The 19,075-nt window shown below is 38.3% G+C and carries 17 protein-coding genes; 1 reads left to right on the top strand and 16 read right to left on the bottom strand.

Translation table 11 applies throughout. The annotated features are described in order from the left end of the window. Positions 1-132 precede the first annotated feature (132 nt). From cntE to AC0YN7_RS04830, 10 genes are all read right to left on the bottom strand, one after another. Positions 133-1,332, bottom strand: a complete 1,200-nt coding sequence (gene cntE / locus AC0YN7_RS04875; RefSeq protein ID WP_475808827.1) for a staphylopine family metallophore export MFS transporter CntE — start codon at positions 1,330-1,332, stop codon at positions 133-135. Positions 1,333-1,380: 48 nt separating this feature from the next. Beyond that, complete coding sequence (locus tag AC0YN7_RS04870; RefSeq protein ID WP_475808826.1) at positions 1,381-2,127, bottom strand: ABC transporter ATP-binding protein; 747 nt, start codon at positions 2,125-2,127, stop codon at positions 1,381-1,383. After that, complete coding sequence (cntD, locus tag AC0YN7_RS04865; protein ID WP_475808825.1) at positions 2,128-2,937, bottom strand: staphylopine uptake ABC transporter ATP-binding protein CntD; 810 nt, start codon at positions 2,935-2,937, stop codon at positions 2,128-2,130. It lies immediately after the preceding gene. Continuing rightward, positions 2,918-3,805 carry a staphylopine uptake ABC transporter permease subunit CntC gene (cntC, locus tag AC0YN7_RS04860; protein WP_475808824.1) on the bottom strand — a complete coding sequence of 296 codons (888 nt, stop codon included), beginning with the start codon at positions 3,803-3,805 and terminating at the stop codon, positions 2,918-2,920. Before cntC ends, cntD begins: the two co-directional genes overlap by 20 nt. After that, a complete protein-coding gene (opp1B, locus tag AC0YN7_RS04855; protein WP_475809110.1) occupies positions 3,805-4,737 on the bottom strand; it encodes a nickel/cobalt ABC transporter permease in 933 nt (310 codons plus the stop codon). The genes cntC and opp1B overlap by 1 nt, the downstream gene beginning before the upstream one ends. A 116-nt stretch (positions 4,738-4,853) precedes the next feature. After that, the gene (gene cntA, locus AC0YN7_RS04850) at positions 4,854-6,470 is read right to left on the bottom strand and encodes a staphylopine-dependent metal ABC transporter substrate-binding lipoprotein (protein ID WP_475808823.1); all 1,617 of its coding nucleotides are present in this window, start codon (positions 6,468-6,470) and stop codon (positions 4,854-4,856) included. 641 nt (positions 6,471-7,111) lie between these two features. After that, positions 7,112-7,276, bottom strand: a complete 165-nt coding sequence (locus AC0YN7_RS04845; protein WP_475808822.1) for a hypothetical protein — start codon at positions 7,274-7,276, stop codon at positions 7,112-7,114. A gap of 101 nt (positions 7,277-7,377) precedes the next feature. After that, positions 7,378-8,295, bottom strand: a complete 918-nt coding sequence (locus tag AC0YN7_RS04840) for a TIGR03943 family putative permease subunit (protein WP_475808821.1) — start codon at positions 8,293-8,295, stop codon at positions 7,378-7,380. Beyond that, positions 8,292-9,203, bottom strand: coding sequence for a permease (locus AC0YN7_RS04835; RefSeq protein ID WP_475808820.1), 912 nt, complete (start codon positions 9,201-9,203; stop codon positions 8,292-8,294). Before AC0YN7_RS04835 ends, AC0YN7_RS04840 begins: the two co-directional genes overlap by 4 nt. Before the next feature lie 148 nt (positions 9,204-9,351). Continuing rightward, positions 9,352-10,119: an HAD-IIB family hydrolase gene (locus AC0YN7_RS04830; protein WP_475808819.1), complete on the bottom strand. Its 768-nt coding sequence runs from the start codon at positions 10,117-10,119 to the stop codon at positions 9,352-9,354. A gap of 80 nt (positions 10,120-10,199) precedes the next feature. On the opposite strand from AC0YN7_RS04830, the gene AC0YN7_RS04825 reads away from it, so the two are divergent. Further along, positions 10,200-10,889, top strand: coding sequence for a Crp/Fnr family transcriptional regulator (locus AC0YN7_RS04825; protein WP_475808818.1), 690 nt, complete (start codon positions 10,200-10,202; stop codon positions 10,887-10,889). 244 nt (positions 10,890-11,133) lie between these two features. Here the strand turns inward: AC0YN7_RS04825 and AC0YN7_RS04820 are convergent, their stop codons facing one another. The 6 genes from AC0YN7_RS04820 to AC0YN7_RS04795 all read right to left on the bottom strand — a co-directional run bounded on the left by AC0YN7_RS04820 (position 11,134) and on the right by AC0YN7_RS04795 (position 18,782). Then, on the bottom strand, positions 11,134-12,087 hold the full coding sequence (locus tag AC0YN7_RS04820) for a Gmad2 immunoglobulin-like domain-containing protein (RefSeq protein ID WP_475808817.1): 954 nt from the start codon (positions 12,085-12,087) through the stop codon (positions 11,134-11,136). Positions 12,088-12,243: 156 nt separating this feature from the next. Beyond that, the gene (locus AC0YN7_RS04815; protein WP_475808816.1) at positions 12,244-13,743 is read right to left on the bottom strand and encodes a malate:quinone oxidoreductase; all 1,500 of its coding nucleotides are present in this window, start codon (positions 13,741-13,743) and stop codon (positions 12,244-12,246) included. Positions 13,744-14,156: 413 nt separating this feature from the next. Continuing rightward, positions 14,157-15,272 carry a Ger(x)C family spore germination protein gene (locus AC0YN7_RS04810; protein ID WP_475808815.1) on the bottom strand — a complete coding sequence of 372 codons (1,116 nt, stop codon included), beginning with the start codon at positions 15,270-15,272 and terminating at the stop codon, positions 14,157-14,159. Continuing rightward, positions 15,269-16,366, bottom strand: coding sequence for a GerAB/ArcD/ProY family transporter (locus tag AC0YN7_RS04805; protein WP_475808814.1), 1,098 nt, complete (start codon positions 16,364-16,366; stop codon positions 15,269-15,271). Before AC0YN7_RS04805 ends, AC0YN7_RS04810 begins: the two co-directional genes overlap by 4 nt. Then, positions 16,363-17,898, bottom strand: a complete 1,536-nt coding sequence (locus tag AC0YN7_RS04800; protein ID WP_475808813.1) for a spore germination protein — start codon at positions 17,896-17,898, stop codon at positions 16,363-16,365. Before AC0YN7_RS04800 ends, AC0YN7_RS04805 begins: the two co-directional genes overlap by 4 nt. 296 nt (positions 17,899-18,194) lie before the next feature. Next, positions 18,195-18,782, bottom strand: coding sequence for a sugar O-acetyltransferase (locus AC0YN7_RS04795; RefSeq protein WP_475808812.1), 588 nt, complete (start codon positions 18,780-18,782; stop codon positions 18,195-18,197). Between the last annotated feature and the right edge of the window lie 293 nt (positions 18,783-19,075).

The raw sequence follows: 19,075 nt of genomic DNA, 5'->3' as shown, positions 1-19,075 counted from the left end.
TAGTCATAAAATGAGAGCGTCTCACTTAATATTTCTGCCTTTGGAACTCCATGTTATACCATTTATTGGACTGACATAAGCTTTTCATACTCTCGATTTATTAGGAATAATTACATGTAATATATAAAATTGTCATAATCCGCCCTGTTCCATCTTCGCAAATAATTTTCGTCGATCAAAGGAAAAAATGATCATCGACACACCTAAGATAGAACAAATCATATACATAAATGAATATGAGGAAAAATCAGCTATCGGCCCCATAATTATGCCACCTAAGGAAACACCTAAATCAGCCATAGCAATAAATAAACCAATTAACACATTGCGATTCAACTGTGGCAAGACAAAGGACAAATACGTGGTTAACGTTGGATAGAGAAGAGCCTGAGCTATCCCCATTAAAAATGCACCTACATAGAAAAAGACAGCGCCCCCTTTAAAAGAAAAGCTTACACATTGCGCCGCTACTGCTAAAAGGAGCATAGTCCCCATGATAAAAGATGAATGCCATTTACCGTCTGAAGGAATTTTTTTTCTTAAAGCAAAACGAGCAAAGACAACGGTACCCGCCTGAAGCATTAGATAAATTCCTGCATTGCCGCTTTTTATTTGCGCAGCGTACAGTGGTAAAAAGGTTGTAATAGCTCCAAATACAATTGAAGCAACTAACATCAATACACTGCATTTAAACAGAAACGGATTTTTTATTAACTGACTAAATGATTGAAACATACTTAATCCCTGCTCAGTCTGATTTGTAGAAGGCTGCTCCTTTCCATTTTCCATTTTAGCACTATAGCCAAACACCCCTGTGAAAATAGCAATTGTTATCATAACAACCGTAAAGGAATCCATACCCCCTGTTTGCCAAATGCCTAACGCCAATATGGGGCCAAAAATGCCTGGTATATATGTAAACAATGAATAAAATGAAATGCCTTGAGAGCGCTCCTTCTCTGGCAGTGCATCAATAATGCCTATCTGTAATGCCATTGAAAAGAAAGCTGTCGACACCCCTTGTAAAATACGGGCAACTAAAAAGCCCCCTAATCCAGTAATCGTATATAGAATTAAAGCAAAACCATTGATAATAAGAATAATGCGTAACACTTTTATCGGCCTATGCTGTTGAATGATATGACCTGCCCATGGTCGAAAGAACATGGTTGTAAACATATACGCCCCCATGATCAAACCAATGGTAGTACTGTTGGCTCCTAATGTTTCCCCCCGTAAAGGGATAATAACATTCAGTATCGAATTGGCACAAAAATAAAGAAGAGCCAACATATACAATCGCAGAAAAGGCCAAGACATAGCTCCACTCACAATCTTTACTCCTCCTAATTGTATAAAAACATCTGTAACTTTGAGTATTTAAAACGTTATTAAAAATTCCAAAAAATTTTTCGCATATTCTGACTGAACGTCCTTTAGTTGTTCCGTTTGGACAATTTCTTCGATTTGACCATCCCTAAAAATAATGACTCTGTCACAAATATAGGCAGCAGCCTGAATATCATGAGTTATAAATACATAACCCATATTGTAGATTTTTTTTAATTCTTTTAATAATTCAAGGACCTGTATTTGAACAGATACATCTAAAGAACTGATTGCTTCATCCAAAATAATGCATTTTGGTTCTGTTGAAATGGCTCTTGCAATACACACCCTCTGAGCCTCTCCTCCTGATAACTCATGAGGATATTTTTTTCTATAGGACGGATCTAATCCAACTTGATTTAATAGATGATCAATCTTGCTTTGATTTTCTTTTTGAAACTTTTTTTTAATTTTTAATGGCTCCAATATTGCTTCTTCAACAGTAAAAAATGGATTTATTGAGGAAGTATAGTCTTGAAATACAACACTGATGTTACCCAATCTCACTATTCTATCCTCTACATTTTTTCCCTCAAATAAAATTGTTCCGCGATCAGGCTTTTCAATTCCTAATATCAAACGCCCTAATGTTGATTTTCCACTTCCACTTTCTCCGATAATACCGAGACACTCGCCATTCCTACATTCAAAGCTAACGTTTTTCAAAATTTTCTGTCTTTCTTTCGAGAACAATCCACCATTTTTATACGATTTCTCAACATTATTAACTTTCAGCAATTATAACTCCTCCCCCATTATTCTCTTGAAATTATTACTCAGTGCTAGTCTAGTGGATACTAAATATTGTGTATATTCATGTTGCGCTTCTGAAAAAATGGTTTGGATATTCCCTCTTTCGATAATTTCTCCATCCTTCATTACCAAAACGTCATCAGCAACTTTTTTGACAACACCTAAATCGTGAGAAATAAAGATCATCGAACAGCCCATTCTCTCTCGTAATTTAATAAATTGTTCAACGACCTCATATTGTGAAATTGTATCTAGCGACGTTGTCGGTTCATCAGCGATAATAATGTCGGGCTCTAATACTAATGCCAATGCAATCATAATTCGCTGCAACATTCCCCCCGATAGCTGGTATGGATACCTATTCATAATCTCTATCGGATTTTTCAGCATTACACTTTTCATAGCATTCTTCATTTTTTCTTCCATTTCACTAGTACTCCAGCCGAAATGTTCAACAAGTGTCTCTTTTAAATAAACACCGATCACACAAGAAGGATCAAATGCACGCATACCATTTTGCAGAATCATGCAAAGATTTCTTCCTCTTTTCTTTCTCATCTCTTTTTCAGTAAGATTGTTTAAGTTTTCTCCTTTAAATAGAATGTCCCCTGATTGGCGAATCCAGGCTTTATTCAATCTCATAATTGACCTGCAAGTGACAGACTTACCGCTTCCACTTTCTCCTACAATCGCCAGACAGCTTCCTTGCTTTAAATTGAATGAACTATTATGGATAATTACTTTATTCGTGTTTATATCCCATATCTTCAAATTTTCAACTTCTAATATATTCATAAGTTGTTTTTTTTACCTCTTTTTCTTGAAGCTTATTTTTAGAGGATATTAATTTAGGATCTAAAGCTACTTGAAGTGCATCAGACAAAAAATTAAATGCTGATACTACAATAATAATGGCTAAACCAGGTGCTAACATTAGCTCAGGTCTTGAAAACATAACTTCCCTCGCCTCATTTAACATCATTCCCCATTCAGCTTTGGGGGCTTGAATTCCTAAACCCAGAAATGATAGCCCTGATATTTGCAAAATCATCGAACAAATAGAACCACTTGAAATAACTGCTATATCAGAAAATGTAACAGGAACAATGTGTTTATATATAATTTTTATATTACTAATACCAGATGCTATCGAAAATTTCACATAGTCCATTTCAGAATACTGCATAACAGACGTTCGGATGACTCTAGCAAACCATGCCCATTTCATCACAATAAACGCAATCAATATATTTTCAAGACCCGCACCTAAAATACCAACAACCGCCAATGTCATAACGTATCCCGGGAAAGAAAGCATAATATCACAAATTCTCATAATAAAGGCATCTGCTTTTCCTTTGAAGTAGCCTGCTATAAAACCTATAATAGCCCCAATAAAAACAGATATTGCTAACGCAACTAAAACCCATAAAAAGCTAGGACGAATTCCATAAATTAATCTGGATAAAATACATCTCCCCAAGTGATCATTGCCTAATAGATATTCCCCCGATGTTGTTGCATACCGAAGCTTCATGTTTACTTCCTCGGGATCATGTGGTGCAAATAAAGGGGCAAATATACCAGCAACAATCGTTATAACAATGACTATTAAAGATGTAATAGCTAACTTATCTTTACTTAAGTTTTTCAATATTCTCATTAGATATCCTTTCTTAATTTAGGATTCAACGCAGCATTTATAATGTCGGATAACGTATTAAACACTACAAAGGCGACTGCTAATATAAGAACATATGCTTGGATAATTGGGAAATCTCTGCTTAGAATTGATTTAACACTTAGTCTTCCTAATCCTGGCCATGCAAAAACATTTTCGATAACTACTGTGCTCCCCAATATAATCGGTATAGCCATACAAAATATCGATATAGCAACTTGCAATGAATTCCTTAAAATATGCATGGTAACCTTTTTCTCTGCTAAGCCACAGGCTCTTCCATACAGAACATAGTCTTCATTTAAATTGCTTAACATCGAACTTCTAACGGTTCTAAAATAAATGCCTGCATAACTTACTGTGATGACAATAACCGGTAGTATATAACTTTTATACGAATCCATCCCGCTTGTCGGCAATAAATCTAATTTAACAGAAAAATACCAAATCATAATAGACGCAAGCCAGTATGAAGGCACAGCTGTTAGGAAAAATAAAATACCTCTTACTGATTTATCAATTATTTTCCCTTCTCTCATCGCACAAGTAACGCCTAATAGTATGGACAAAACAATAATGAAAACAGATGAGAATAAAGTAAGCTTTAATGTATTTAGAAAAGCGGGAGCTATTGATGACCAAACTGTTTCTCCTGTGATGTATGAATCTCCAAAGTCCAACTGGACGCAGGCAATAGCCCAATGCAAATATCGAATGATAAACGGTTTGTCTAACCCCAGCTCTTCTCTCGTTTGAGCAATTAATTTATCTGTTATTTCAGGAATATCTTGCGCTTGTAATACCACTTCCGCTGGATCTAAGGGAGAAAGATTAATTAAAACAAACGTTAAAAACGAAATGATTAAAAGCAGTGGGATTACTATCAATATCCTTTTTAAAATATAACTTCCCATATAGAACTCCTTTTCAACATATAAATCCATTAAAATTCCCATCCATCAGCAAAGGTTCTATTTTATCGAAATATTTACTCAAAATAAAAGGGGGTTATCCCCCTTTATTTGTATTATTATTTAAAATTCATTAGCTCAAATGGCAACTCGTATTGTGTTTGCTTAAATGAAATGCCATTTAAGTTTTTTGGAGCAACTATAGTGACACGGCCATTTGAAATTGGAATAAAAACTGCTTCATCATGAACAATTTTCAAGATACCAGCGTATAATGATTTTCGTGTTTCCTCATCAGTGGATACCATAACCTCATCAATTTTATTGTAAAGCTCATCAGCTTTCGCAATTCCACTTGTAGTATGGAAATAGGCAGACTTAGAAGTAAAAGCAGAGATTGTACTTTGTGGATCATATGCAAGTCCCCATGTTTGATTGAATAATAGATCATAGTCACCGGTTGATCTTCGATTTGAGATTGAGGTTGACTCCTCACTGATAATGTCCAGCTGAATACCTATCCCTTTTAAAGAGCTCTGAATAAATTCAGCCTGTATTTTTTGGGAAGAAGAATTACTGTCATAATACAATTTAATTGCTAATTGCTTACCGTCTTTCGTTCTAACTGAGGCACCATTTGCCAATACCCAGCCTGCTTTTCCCAGAATACCTTCCGCTGTTTCTAAATCATAGTCTCGTTTTTTCAAATCGACATCTGCATAATTGACGTTAGTTGAAAATAGCGTATTGGCTGCTTCTTCAGTCCCATTAAAAATATCCTTACTAATGGTTTCTCTATCGATAGAGTGCCAAATGGCTTCCCGAACAGCTGTTTCACTGACTGGATTATCAAATTTACTACTATTAGCTATGATCATTTTTGTATTCATCGGTTCGCTTCTCACTAGCTGATAATCGCCTGAATCAGCTAAATGATTCATTGCTTCGACATCAATACTGTCTGCGCCTCGATCATCAGTGAAAACAAGATTAATTTCTCCTTTTTGTAAGGCTAAAAATGTCGTTTCCCCTACTGGAAGGACTTTAGAAATAATCCTCTTAATTTTAGGCGAGCCACCCCAATAGTTTTCATTCGCTACAAAAGTTGCATTCTCATCGATTTTATGTGCAGTGAGAATATATGGTCCTGTCCCATTGTAGCCATTTACACCATCTTTTGTCCCCCCGCTAATAAAATCCTTGGGTGATAGGAATACGTAAGGCCTAGTCATGGACAACTCAACCAATGTTGGATAATAGGCCTCAGATAGCACTAATTCGAATGTATACTCATCTACTACATTAGAACTTACTATTTTTGTTGATAGTTTAATCCAAGAATGCTTTTCTGCATTATTTTGAACAGCATCAATATTTTGCTTTACCGCTTCTGCGTTAAATGGTTCCCCATCATGGAACTTCACATCTCTTCTTAAATGAAAGGTATATGTTTTTCCATCTTTTGAAACGCCCCATGATTCAGCAAGTAAGGGCTTGATTCCTTCTTCAGTATTTTCAACTAATGATTCATACACCATACCTTGAGCTGGCATTGAGCCTGTGTAAAAATGGGGATTCATATCATTAATATCTTTAGCAGATGCATAAACTAATTCTGTTTTCTCTTCGTTATTCGTTGAATCAGATTTAGCAACATTTTCTTCGCTGCAGCCTGCCAGTAGTACAATTGAAAACGTAAGCATGAATAAAATAACAAAAACGCTTCTTTTTCTCACAATATTTCCTCCTAAAGAATATAAGATATGCTGAATCGTCTCAGCTCCAACCACTTAATTTAATAGTAATAATTACGATTATGAGCCAAATAATAAAAGTAATTATCATTTTCTTCCAAAACCATCTTCTGTTTGGGGATTTATTCGGTCACCCTTTACATGCTGGAAAGATCCATCGTTTCTAATGCGTTATGTTTGGCTTCCGCATTATGAATTGCAGTCTGGTATTAGGAAAAGTTCAACTGCACCGGAAAATGATCGTAATTGATCTCCCACGTCGTCGGATTGACTTCTTTTGCGCCTTTTTTCTATTCGCATCGTCACTCATTGTTTCGTACCTTGTCTGATTGCTGTCCTTGCTTGCCTGATTCGGTCCACTGCTTGTTGTTCCCTAATTACTGCTGCATAATGTTACTGTAATAATTACGCATATTAAACACACAATAAAAGTTTATTTATAAAAACCACCCCAATGAATTGCAGATTATTTTTTTATCCGTATCAAAACTCAGAATAATTCGAATCCGATCCCTTAAAACGTGATATTTCAAAAAGTAAATTCTTCTTGCGCCTGCATGGTTCTTCATTTGATTTACTTTTACATCACTGTCTCAAAATCGTAAACGTTACTATTACCAACACTAATAGTAATGATTACTATTAGTGTTGTCAACAAGAATAAACAAATAACCGCTTAGCAAATCAATGAGAACGGCGAAACATGCGATTAGGGAACCACTGTCGAGCTCTGGCGGCTTGACTACTCCGGCGAGACGGCCGTCATAATCAAGCTTCCGGCTTAGCACAAGCTTAAAAGTCCCGAAAGTCTGAAATGCAGATAACGCTGCGTTTCAGGCTTTCGGGACTTTCAGTTGCATACAGAGTGTTATTTATCATCTTGAGTGTACTAATAGTTTCGATACACGTAAGGATCCTTGGGTTCGGGAATCGATTCCCACGACGTTACCCGAAGTACGGGAATCTCCTGTTTAAATGGCTGGTACAATTGCGAGCTCAGCTTTCCCGTTACATGAACCCAATCATCATTGTTCAGCTTCGTGTTTTTCGGAAATTCGACCAGCATTCCAAATATACCGGAATCGGCAGCGCAATGAAGGAACCCAAAGCGGAAGATAAAATATTGATCGTCGCCGATTTGTTCGCCCCGGTAAGCAAAACCAGTAAAGGAAATCGCCCTGCTCATAAAATCCCCCGGAAAATTATAAATGACCTCCATGCCCTTCATATAGTTGCTGTCATCCAGCTTGACTTCATCCTGACCTAAAAAATCTACTAATTCTTTGTTTTTTAATGATTCGTAACCTTCTCTTCCATAAAAAACGCTAGAGTCGGGTTTCAGGAATTGATGCTCTCCAGGGCTTTCATCTGTCATTTCTTGTGAGGTAGGAAAGGAAAATCCTTTTGCTTTTACAAAACTGGAGTCCAATGTATGAACAGGCAAAGAAATTCCGGTGACGATAGGGAAAAGCAAGATTAAATATCCGACCCTCCGTTTCCAATTTGAAGTCGGCTCATGCGAATGGCCTAAGACGTCATCCTCATGATCGTGATGATGAGCGTGAACGTGTTGATGATCATGCTCATTCTTGCTGCAGCAATCTTGGCCTAACGCCTCTTGCCGCTGCTTCGCTTTATCACTAAGGTTCACGCGAATCAGCTCAACGACGCACATGATCAGTAACAGAAAGATCGCACTGATAGAAAGGTAGGCATATTTGGTATTAATATATTTGTTCAGTTCGCCTTGCTGGTGAATTAGCCCAAACATTAGCGCAAAGCCAAGCAAAATAACAAACCTAGTCAATTAAATATCCTCCCTACGATTAAGGATCCGGCAAATGTGCTTACACTTACGAGAGCAATCAGTACAATGACAAATTTGGTTCGGAAGGAGCCCAGCAGCATAAGTGTGTTTTTAATGTCGATCATAGGCCCAAAGACAAGAAATGCGGAGATGGAACCGATCGAAAACATGCCTCTGAAGGAAGAAGCGATAAATGCGTCCGCTTCTGAACAAAGAGACATCGTGAAAGCAAGAGCCATCATGGTAAGCGTGGCCGTTACGGGATTGCTGCCGATGTGCAAAAGTGACGAAGTTGGTATAAAGGTTTGCATGCATGCGGCGATAAACGCTCCGAGAATCAAATATTTGCCGACCGAAAAAAACTCGTCGACCGCATGGAGCAGTACTGACCATACACGGCGGTGCAAGGGATGACGTAGTTTTGCCTGAGCGGGTACGTCCTCCGCAGTTGTCGCAATCTGCATTGCAGCTTCTCTAAGCGGGAGTACCGGGAACAGGTATGCAACGGTTAACGACACAAAAAGCGCAACCGCGAAGGCCATTCCCGCGCGAATAGCGACTATTCTCCAGTCGTTTCCAAATGCAATAAATGTGGAAAACAGTACGATCGGATTGACGATCGGCCCGGTAAGCATAAACGCTATTCCGGCGTTTAACGGAACCCCTTTGTTTAGCAAACGGCGTGTTATGGGAACTATGCCGCATTCGCAGGAAGGGAATAAAATGCCCACGCTGCATCCAAATAAGGAGGCAAGGAACCGATTTTGAGGCATAATCCGTGCGATCCAGCGCTCCGTAATAGACGATTGAATCAGACCAGAGATGATAACTCCTAGCAGTACAAAGGGTATTGCCTCCATAATCATACTAAGGAAGATTGTATTTAATTGAAGAATCGACTTCACCATTTCACCGCCACAGCTCTAGTATCTTGTCTTGCAATTTGACTATCATAACACAAGTACGAACGTTTGTGTTCAAACAGAATCATCTGGAATTTTTATCAAGTTATGGGATGGTGCAAGAGGCGCATGAAGAAGGATCATAACGGTAAAGTCAACGTTCTCCAAGGTAAGATAGTTCCCTCATCACTTCAATAATTTTATTAATGACATGTTCTTCTTCGCAAATTACTTGTTCTGATGTCAGTAAAATTAGATCTGGATGATCTCCGACACGGATAGAACGTTTGGCATGCTTGAACATTGGCACATCGTTTGAATCATTGCCAAATGCAACAAATTCACCTGGTTGTATACCCATGGATTGCAGCCCCGTCCATTTATCAACACCTTTCGGACTGATATCGATAATTTCTTCGGATCCGTGTAAATACGTGATAATCGGTAACTTTTGCAATTCCTTTAACATCTGTGCCGTGTTGAGGCTGCGCAAAATAACCACTTTCACAATCTCATTAAGTTCCTCCAGACGAATGTTTCTCGCTCGCTGCTCCGGATCTAAATTTCGCCGAATCGGATGCTCCTGGCTTCCAATATAAGCATAATCCCATGCACTATCAATTAAATAATCAGCTTCAAATGTCTTTATTAATCTAATAATGCCTTCTGCTATTGATGGTTCGAAATGTACAGTTGATATCTTGAGATCAGCTGTTGCAACAAATGCGCCATTCCCTCCAACCATTGAATAATGATGCATATGCGGCGGTAACACTGGTAGCAGATCGCGGATAGGTCTTGCTGAAGCAAAGATAATTTCATGTCCATTTTTTACTAATAGATCTAATGCATATACCATCTTTTCACTTAAGGGCTTGCCTTTAAAACATATGGTACCATCCAAATCAAAAACAAATTTCATCTTATGTTCCTCCTTCTTTTTTAAATCATATCAACTTCTTGTATAATAGAAAGGACAAATGTCCAATAAAAGGAGTACCCATGAAAGTTATTTTAGATGAAAATAGCATACAGCACTACATCTCAGAGTGTAATCTCTATCAAATATTCACTGAAATTGAATCCCTCCCAATTCAACTTCATGTGTATGAACAGGGTGAGTTGGTACTTCAGGAAGGAAATGATCTAACGGGCCTTTATTTCCTAGTAGAAGGCCTTACAAAGGTTTCCACCAGTGTAGGAACCGGCAAATCACTGCTCTTAAGATTTTGCCATCCTTTGTCGATTTTCGGAGATATTGAAATATTACAGAAAGTGGTTATACAATCTCAGGTCGAAGCCATTCAATCCTCGAGTTTTCTATATATCAATAAACGTACTGTTGAAACAAAACTGATGCAAGACTACAAATTTTTAAATGAACTTTTAAAGCATCTTTCTTATAAGCTGCAAACATGTACGACTGCATCAAGAATTAACTTATTAGCGTCTGTTGAAGAACGTCTCGCAAGCTATTTATTAACCACACGTCGCCAAAATGAGTTTGGGAAAGAAATACAAACCGATTATATTTCTGAGATTGCATGTTTGATAGGAACTACCCCGCGTCACCTGAATCGGGTGATCCAGAAACTTTCAGACGTGAAAATACTCAGCAAAGAAAATAAAAGCATCTTTGTTTTAGATTGGGACAGTTTGGATGACTTATCTAATGGATTACGGTATGAATAAACTAAGCTATTAACAAATTGGATTTTACTTTGTGTTTATTCCGCGCCTAAAACTCTTAAGTAATGTACGTAAGGATCTGCTGTTCCTTGAAGTTAACATTTTAGATCTTTTAGGATCTGGATATCTTAGACAAAAAAAGAACCGCGGAAATTTACGTTCCACGGTTCCTTCATACTTTCAAAAAATCACCAGTTGATGCTGTAAGAAACCCTTGTTAAGACACACGCTATAGAGGTATAGTGCTTTATTCAATCGACCTTGCTTTGATATGCTTCTCCTGCACTTTCAAAGGAATAGCAAGCGTATGCTGCTCAGTTCCGTCTTTTGCGCTTCTGACTGAAAGAACTAGCACCATATTGGTCTGTACGGCATAATCAAATTTGACGTTTATCAAAAATTTTCCCCACTCAGGCGCACCTGCTTCAGCAAGAGCTTCGCCCTCTGCTAATATAAAATGGCCGTCCTCTAGACTCCAGCGGAACGCTCCCTCGAATACACGTGCCTCTCCTTCTACGACAAACTCATTTCCAAGCTCCTCGTCAGGTCCTGGAGTATATACACGAAACGCATCATTTTCCATTTTAGGAACTGGTGTGATCTCACCTGATTTCGCATTAATTCGTACACTGACAGGCTGCTCGATATGCTCAAAATGAACAAGCTCTACATACCAATATTCATTTGAAGCATCCTTCTCTGCCTTCTTTACTGCCCATGGAGATAGTTCGGTCTGCGCCTCAAGCGCAAATCGTACCGCTTCTGTTCTGTCGATGCTCATTTGCTCTTGGTCATTCGATAAGAGGATAAACTTCGCTGCATGAGCTCCCATTGGAAAAGATTCCTGTAAAGGACCACTGTACCACGCTTCTACTTGAGCGCCTACGACAAGCTCCGTGCTTGATAAAGCCGAACCTTCACGATCAAGCAGCTCCGTTTTTTCGGTCATACTCAACGAATACGCCTCGACATAAGAGTCATCGCCTTTATCAATATATGCAGTTACTAATACGTTATCGCCGTCAATGGAAACAATTTCTCCCTTCTCTAAGGCCATTATATGCTGTAATTCTTCCTGCTTCGGCGGTTCATCAACTCCAGGCTCAATCCCGCTGTTTACTTCCGTTTCGCGTCCGCATGCAGCCACGAGGAGCAATGTACATAGCATGAGAAGATAAAGTGTCATTTTTCTAATCGTCATGTCTCTCAACTCCTTTAAACAAATTGACGTTGAGAATACATGATTTGTTTCAAGAAGCTGCCGATATTGTCGACAACCCAACCATACTCTCTAACTGAAACTTCCAAAAAAAAGAACCTTCAATCTATAGATAGATCAAAGATTCTATGTTAAAAATTAACTATAGACTAGCTCTTTTTCACTTAGTCCAAGTGTCTCTGCTGTTGAAGTATGAATCTCGCGCAGAAGCTCTGGATTTTCCAGTAGTGACTTGCCATAAGAAGGAATCATTTCTCTAATTTTCGGTTCCCACTCTTTCATATGTTGCGGGAAGCATTTTTTAATTACCTCTATCATAACATGAACAGCAGTAGAAGCACCTGGAGAAGCACCTAGTAATGCTGCAATGGAGCCATCAGCGGCATTAATAACTTCCGTACCAAATTGAAGTGTACCTTTACCTCCAGCTTCAGTATCTTTGATAACTTGTACACGTTGGCCAGCAACTTCCAAATCCCAATCCTCGCTTTTGGCGTTAGGGATGAACTCTCGTAACTCTTCCATTCGTTTTTCTTTGGATAACATAACTTGCTCGATAAGGTATTTTGTCAAAGACATGTTTTTTGCACCTGCGGACAACATCGTTACGAGATTATCCGGTTTTACGGAAGTTACCAAATCAAACATTGAACCGGTTTTTAAAAACTTTGGTGAGAAGCCGGCAAACGGACCAAATAGCAACGATTTTTTATTGTCGATAAATCTTGTGTCAAGATGCGGAACAGACATTGGAGGAGCTCCAACCTTAGCTTTTCCGTACACTTTTGCATGATGCTGAGCTACAACAGCTGGATTATTACACACCATAAATATTCCGCTTACCGGGAATCCTCCAATATGTTTTCCTTCAGGAATTCCGGATTTTTGCAATAAATGCAGACTTCCTCCTCCGCCTCCGATAAAGACGAATTTTGCAGTATGGCGTTCAACATTACCGTTGTTGTTACGTACTTTCAATTCCCACGAGCCGTCGCTAGTACGCTTAATATTATCAACGCTATGTTTGTATTTGGTATTGACGTTTTTACTCTTTAAGTGGTCAAACAAAATGCGCGTTAAAGCACCAAAATTGACATCAGTTCCAGAGTCGATTTTGGTTGCTGCTATAGGTTCATTCGATGGACGATCTTGTATAATAAGCGGAATCCATTCCATCAGTTTTCCAGGGTCATCGGAAAATTCCATCCCTTGAAACAGAGGATTTTTGGACATCGCTTCAAATCGTTTCTTTAAAAACGTTACATTTTGTTCCCCTTGTACCATACTCATATGTGGCAATGGCATAATAAAGTCCTGCGGATTACTTATCAGCTTGCTGTTTACAAGATAAGACCAAAACTGCATGGATAGCTGAAATTGTTCATTAATTTTGATAGCTTTGCTAATATCTATAGATCCGTCTGATTTTTCGTCAGTGTAGTTAAGCTCGCACAGTGCCGCATGCCCTGTTCCTGCATTATTCCATTCGTTAGAGCTTTCCTCTCCTGCACTTTCGAGCTTCTCAAACACTGTAATTTCCCATTCAGGTACTAATTCTTTCAGAAGTGTACCTAAAGTCGCACTCATGATTCCGGCACCAATTAAGATAACGTCTGTTTTAGTTTCACTGTTGCTCATTTTTACCATCCTTATACCCTAAAATTTGCAAAAAGGATGTAGGCGCTCCTGCTTAGGCGTCATACCAAGCCAAGGCGCGACCTTTTCGCACACCTTTTCTATTTCACTTATAACCATATCATAGTGTAACAATTATTTGTAGATTTATATATCTACTAATTATAAGCTATTTATAAGCTGTTGAAAAGTTAGAAGTCAGTCTACAAGGTACTAGGAACATAAAAAACCAAAGCCTTAACCCAGCTTCTTGCAAGGATTAAGACTTTGGTTTGCCGTTACCAGTGAACCGCCACCATCTAATTTTCGCCATTACTTGTGATACGGTTGTCCGCACTGTCTGTAACGGCAAGTTTTAGAGAAAGGACCATCCAGTATTATGTGGATGGCCCTTTCTCTTACCAATTGAATCAAATCTATTTGGAAACCCCGTTATTTTTGATTATTACTTTAGTGGTAACATTTACCTTGGCTTCAGATAGAGCTTTTCCCCAGTCATCCTGGACTTTCTTCCAGTTTTTATAGTCATATGCCCGCACATAAAGCCCAAAACCAAATGGGGCGACTTGATGCTTTTGAGCTTTCTTGATTAAAGCTTCACATTCTTTTTTTAGTTCTTGTGCAATGGCTTGTTCCAACTGCTTGCTCTTCTCTAAGTCTAAAGAAAACATGCGTTCCGACAAGGTGATTTGAACCTTCATTTTCAAATCAATTATAAATTGGTTTTCTACGAATTTTGTCTTGAGGTTATACTTTACCTTGTTGATGTCGAAACTCACATAAGACATTTCTTCATCAGTCTGAAACATTTCAGGAGGTAGATGAAATGTTAAAGGAATCGAATATCTCGTATTGCGCTGCAGCAATAGCAATAAGGCACTTTCTTTATTATTCAATGAAGTAGCAAAGGTGCCATCTTTATGTAACAGAACTGTTCCTGAAATGACGAGATCATTTTTCTCAGCTTTCATTTCCGTTAGATAAGGGGTCGCTCCTTTGTCCATCATTTGCTTATGAAATTGCTGCAGTGTGGTTTGCACTGCAGCACTTCTCTTAAATGAACTTTCTGCCAAATCTTTAACCACGACACCGATTCGGCCTTTATCGCTCATGTTTGTATACATTACCTTTTTCACGGCTCCATTAACCACAATCACGTTCGCGTTAATCTCATTTCGGGGATCGCGAAAGAGAACATCCAAGTAGGGAAACGCATTTCTTTGCAGCAGCAGTTTTTTTCCGATCAGAACATTTTGTATTTTTCCGAAAGCTGGAGTGCCACTCGACTTCGTATTGATTTTTCCACTCGCATCGCGAATTGAAATTGCCTTCGTGGATGTGATTTTATATTTTTTTTTGGCATCTTTGCTGAAGACAGGAGACGCCGTATACATGACCAGCTTATTGTGATCATCAAGATCTATACCTTCTATAAGAACAAAATGTTGATTCTCTATATACACTGACTTGCCGCACCCTACTACAAACAATAAGGCTGCCCATGTTAGAAACAGGAGATGAATTTTTATCATTGTTTCTGTTCCTTTCTAAAGAAATGGAAAAGCCATGCGTAGATCCAAAGAAAAATAGGGAATACATAAGATAAATATAAACCTGTCTCCCCCTGCCATTTGGCCATTTGAGTTATTTGGGAAGAAGAAGGAATAAAAAAGAATGACAATAGGATCCAAAGGAACAACAGTATCCGTAAAGAATTTCGATGATCCTGTTTGCCGAATAATTTACTTGTTCCCAATACAGCCGCGTAGAGGTTAGGAATGATCGTCATAAAAATCATAAACAAATAAAAGCAGAGAAAAATGATCTCCAGCCGTTCCAAAAACGGCAATCGAATGAGTTTCAATAAGTTGAGAGTGGGATAAACGTAATCTGTTACCTCTTCCGGAGCGTACCTAACGTAACTGATGACAGTAATTATTAAAAATATCATCATGGATAAAGAATTTGCAATAACAATTCCCTTGGATGCGGATTTCTTGTCCTTTAGAAACGGATAAAGAATGAAAGCCAGTTCAAATCCGAGGAAAGAAAAGATAGTTGATTTTATGGTAGACAGAAAAGGAAGTAAACCTTCTTCTCCGATGGGGAGAAGGTAAAGCCATTGGATATCCTTCATTGTATATAACAATAAGAAGGGCATCCACAAAGTGACTAGAAAAACAAACTCGGCAAAGCGTCCAATCACCCTCATTCCATGCTTGGTAATCATATAAATGGGAATGACAAACAGGATCATCAAGACGAAGCTCGGCATATCCGGCAAGATCCATATCTTTATGATATGGATCGTTGAAAACATGATAACACCTGCTGCAAATGCCGTGTACAGTATCCATATAATAGATATACTTTTACCCACCACTTTGCCAAAATATTTGGACAAAAGATCGAATAAAGTCGATCCGGGATTTTTTTTCATGATTTTTATGATAATTAAGCTTAGTAGGATAGCCAAAATCCAACCCAAAAAAATGGATATCCATCCATCAGTACCGGCAGTTTTAGCTAAATCGCTGGGAAGGGAGAGGACACCGATTCCCACTTGGGTTTCAAATAAAATAAAGATGTATTGGATCAAGGAGATTTGATTATACGAATATTTCATGGTTGCTCCTCGCCCTTTCTATTAGTCCCCTGTTTTTTTAGTTGAGTCGGTTGTGTTGAGAGCGGGCGGTTTTTCATTTTCCACATGGGCACCCGAATCCACACGTCTTTCCAGTCAGGAAGTCGGATGGGAACAATCGGGCTTCCGTAGGGTATACCAAATGATTCCATGGAGAAAAGGTGAGCCGCAAGAATCATCAGTCCAATTACAATTCCCACCATTCCGAACAAAGAAGCAAGAATCATCATTGGAAAGCGTATTAGACGTAAGGAAGATGACATATCGTAATCAGGTATAATAAAAGAGGAAATGGCCGTAATTGCAACAACAATTACCATAATATTGCTTACGATTCCCGCTTGTACTGCAGCCTGGCCAATAACGATCCCTCCCACAACACCTATTGTTTGTCCTATGGGACCCGGAAGGCGTAAGCCTGCTTCTCTTAACATCTCTAAGGCTAGTTCCATGAGAAGTGCTTCTAGAATAGGTGGGAAAGGTACTCTTGCTCTGGATTCCCCAATGGATATCAACAAACCCAAAGGCAATAATTCATAATGAAACGAAACAATGGAAATATAGATAGCCGATAAAGAGATCGTGGTAATAAAGGCTAGATAGCGCAATAAACGTAGAAAAGAAGCAATGATCCAGCGATTGCTATAATCATCGATGCTTTGAAAGAACGCAGAAAAGTTTACTGGAGCAATGAGCACACTGGGTGAATGATCGACAACAAGCGCTATTCTCCCTTGTAAAATATGGGATGCTGCGGTATCTGGACGTTCCGTTAATGCAAGCTGGGGAAATAGACTCATTGGATGGTCTTCGATAAATTCCGCTAATTCTCCAGTATTTAATACGGCATCCACGTCAATTTGCTGTAGTCGATCCTCCATCTCACTCACGAAATCAGGTTGAACGACATCTTCTAGATACAACATCGATATTCTCGTTTTTGCCCGGGATCCTACTGTAGATTCCTTGATTTTTAGTTCGCGATTAGGAATGTAGCGGCGTATCAGGGCAATGTTCTGTCCGCACGATTCAACAAATCCTTGATGTGACCCCTTCAACGTCGATTCGATTTGAGGTTCTTTAATTGCTCTTTGAGGCCAGCCTTGAGTACATAATGCGAGTGAATGGGATTGTTCATTAATAAACAGGATGCTATTACCATCGAAAATCGATTGTTCAATATCAAGCCATAAGGTTATCGTTTCTATTTTCCCAATCGTAATCGATGACTCTATATTATTAATGGAATTTAATTCATGGATCAATGGGTATAATATATGATTTTCTACAGCTACTTTATCAATCAGTCCATCCAAATAAACAAGTAATGCAGTGTTCCCTGTTTTCAATTGAATATGACGGATAACAAGATCTGGGGTATGACTGAATAATTGCTTTATGATATCTAAATTAATTGCGAGATTTTCTGAGATTGGTTGGTTAAGATTAGGGGCAAATAACTTATTTTTTGAAATATTTTTTTTTCCACGAAACCGTCGTTTGATAAAATTCATGACCTCAACCCATCTTTTCGTATTTTACTATACGTTTCCCACGAATAAGGTAAATTATTCTGGATGGTTGCATTGTGCTCAAACGTAGTTTTCGTGAATGCTATTTACATATTTACTCCTTAAAGTCTTTATGATTTATAAAAAAAGACATCCTTCTTAAGAAAGATGTCTCGGACCTGAATTATGGGATAACTAACGTAAAATAGTAGTTGGATTTACTTACTTTGTGTTGTACTGTATCATCATCACTCGATGAAAACATCAGGAATAATCTATGATTATATCTTATTTTCTTGTTAATTTCTCCTATACTTGGTCTTGTCTTCTTCCGTAATTTCACGGAGTACTCTACAAGGATTACCGACAGCAATTACGTCCGATGGTATACTTTTTGTCACAACGCTCCCTGCACCGATGATCGTATTGTCGCCGATAGTCACACCAGCAATAACGGTCACGCCACCGCCAATCCAAACGTTATTTCCAACAGTAATTGGACCTACAATTTCCAAGCCCTCATTACGTTGTTCCACATCAATCGGATGACCAGCTGTGTAAAACCCGCAATTTGGCGCAACAAATACATTATCACCAAAAACTATTTTGGCCCCATCTAACATGACAACATTATGATTGCTATAAAAGTTTTCACCGATTTCAATATTATACCCATAGTCACACACGAAAGGCTGTTCAATCAAGAAACGATTACTTGTTTTCCCAAACAGCGTTTTTATTATAGCTTCTCTTTCGTTTACGCTCCTCGGATGGAGCTGATTATACTCGTAGCAAAGGCCCTTTGCGAATAAACGTTCCTCAATTAACTCTTTATCATAATTTGCATTATAAAGCAGTCCTAGTTGAGATTTTTCTTTTTCTGTCATATATTCTCATCCCTCCAAATTTTCTACTTTTAACGTATAGGTAATATCAATAAAATCATTGCGAAATATATTGCTGGAGATTAAAGTTCATTGGACTAATCATTTTAGCGGTATTTCCCTCAACAATCAATGAGAGAAAAAAAGAGGAGATTCAGATCTCCTCATCCGGACTGCGATATGCGCTGTTTATCTTATAAACCAAAAAAGCTGAAAGGTGGCAGCACCCATAGGAGCGGAATCAAGCCTTATATTTTTCATCATTTTATATATTAGTAAGAACTTATATAATGCTT

This window comes from Paenibacillus sp. J31R122 (assembly GCF_056269185.1).
The sequence above is the reverse complement of the archived record's forward strand: the minus strand, read 5'-3'. Positions and strand labels throughout refer to the sequence as shown.

Coding starts and splice junctions, on each gene's coding strand:
- AC0YN7_RS04825 (WP_475808818.1), top strand. CDS start 10,200: ATGAAAGTTATTTTAGATGAAAATAGCATACAGCACTACATCTCAGAG.
- opp1B (WP_475809110.1), bottom strand. CDS start 4,737: ATGGGAAGTTATATTTTAAAAAGGATATTGATAGTAATCCCACTGCTT.
- AC0YN7_RS04795 (WP_475808812.1), bottom strand. CDS start 18,782: ATGACAGAAAAAGAAAAATCTCAACTAGGACTGCTTTATAATGCAAAT.
- cntC (WP_475808824.1), bottom strand. CDS start 3,805: ATGAGAATATTGAAAAACTTAAGTAAAGATAAGTTAGCTATTACATCT.
- AC0YN7_RS04835 (WP_475808820.1), bottom strand. CDS start 9,203: ATGGTGAAGTCGATTCTTCAATTAAATACAATCTTCCTTAGTATGATT.
- AC0YN7_RS04815 (WP_475808816.1), bottom strand. CDS start 13,743: ATGAGCAACAGTGAAACTAAAACAGACGTTATCTTAATTGGTGCCGGA.
- AC0YN7_RS04805 (WP_475808814.1), bottom strand. CDS start 16,366: ATGAAATATTCGTATAATCAAATCTCCTTGATCCAATACATCTTTATT.
- AC0YN7_RS04830 (WP_475808819.1), bottom strand. CDS start 10,119: ATGAAATTTGTTTTTGATTTGGATGGTACCATATGTTTTAAAGGCAAG.
- cntD (WP_475808825.1), bottom strand. CDS start 2,937: ATGAATATATTAGAAGTTGAAAATTTGAAGATATGGGATATAAACACG.
- AC0YN7_RS04800 (WP_475808813.1), bottom strand. CDS start 17,898: ATGAATTTTATCAAACGACGGTTTCGTGGAAAAAAAAATATTTCAAAA.
- AC0YN7_RS04820 (WP_475808817.1), bottom strand. CDS start 12,087: ATGACGATTAGAAAAATGACACTTTATCTTCTCATGCTATGTACATTG.
- AC0YN7_RS04810 (WP_475808815.1), bottom strand. CDS start 15,272: ATGATAAAAATTCATCTCCTGTTTCTAACATGGGCAGCCTTATTGTTT.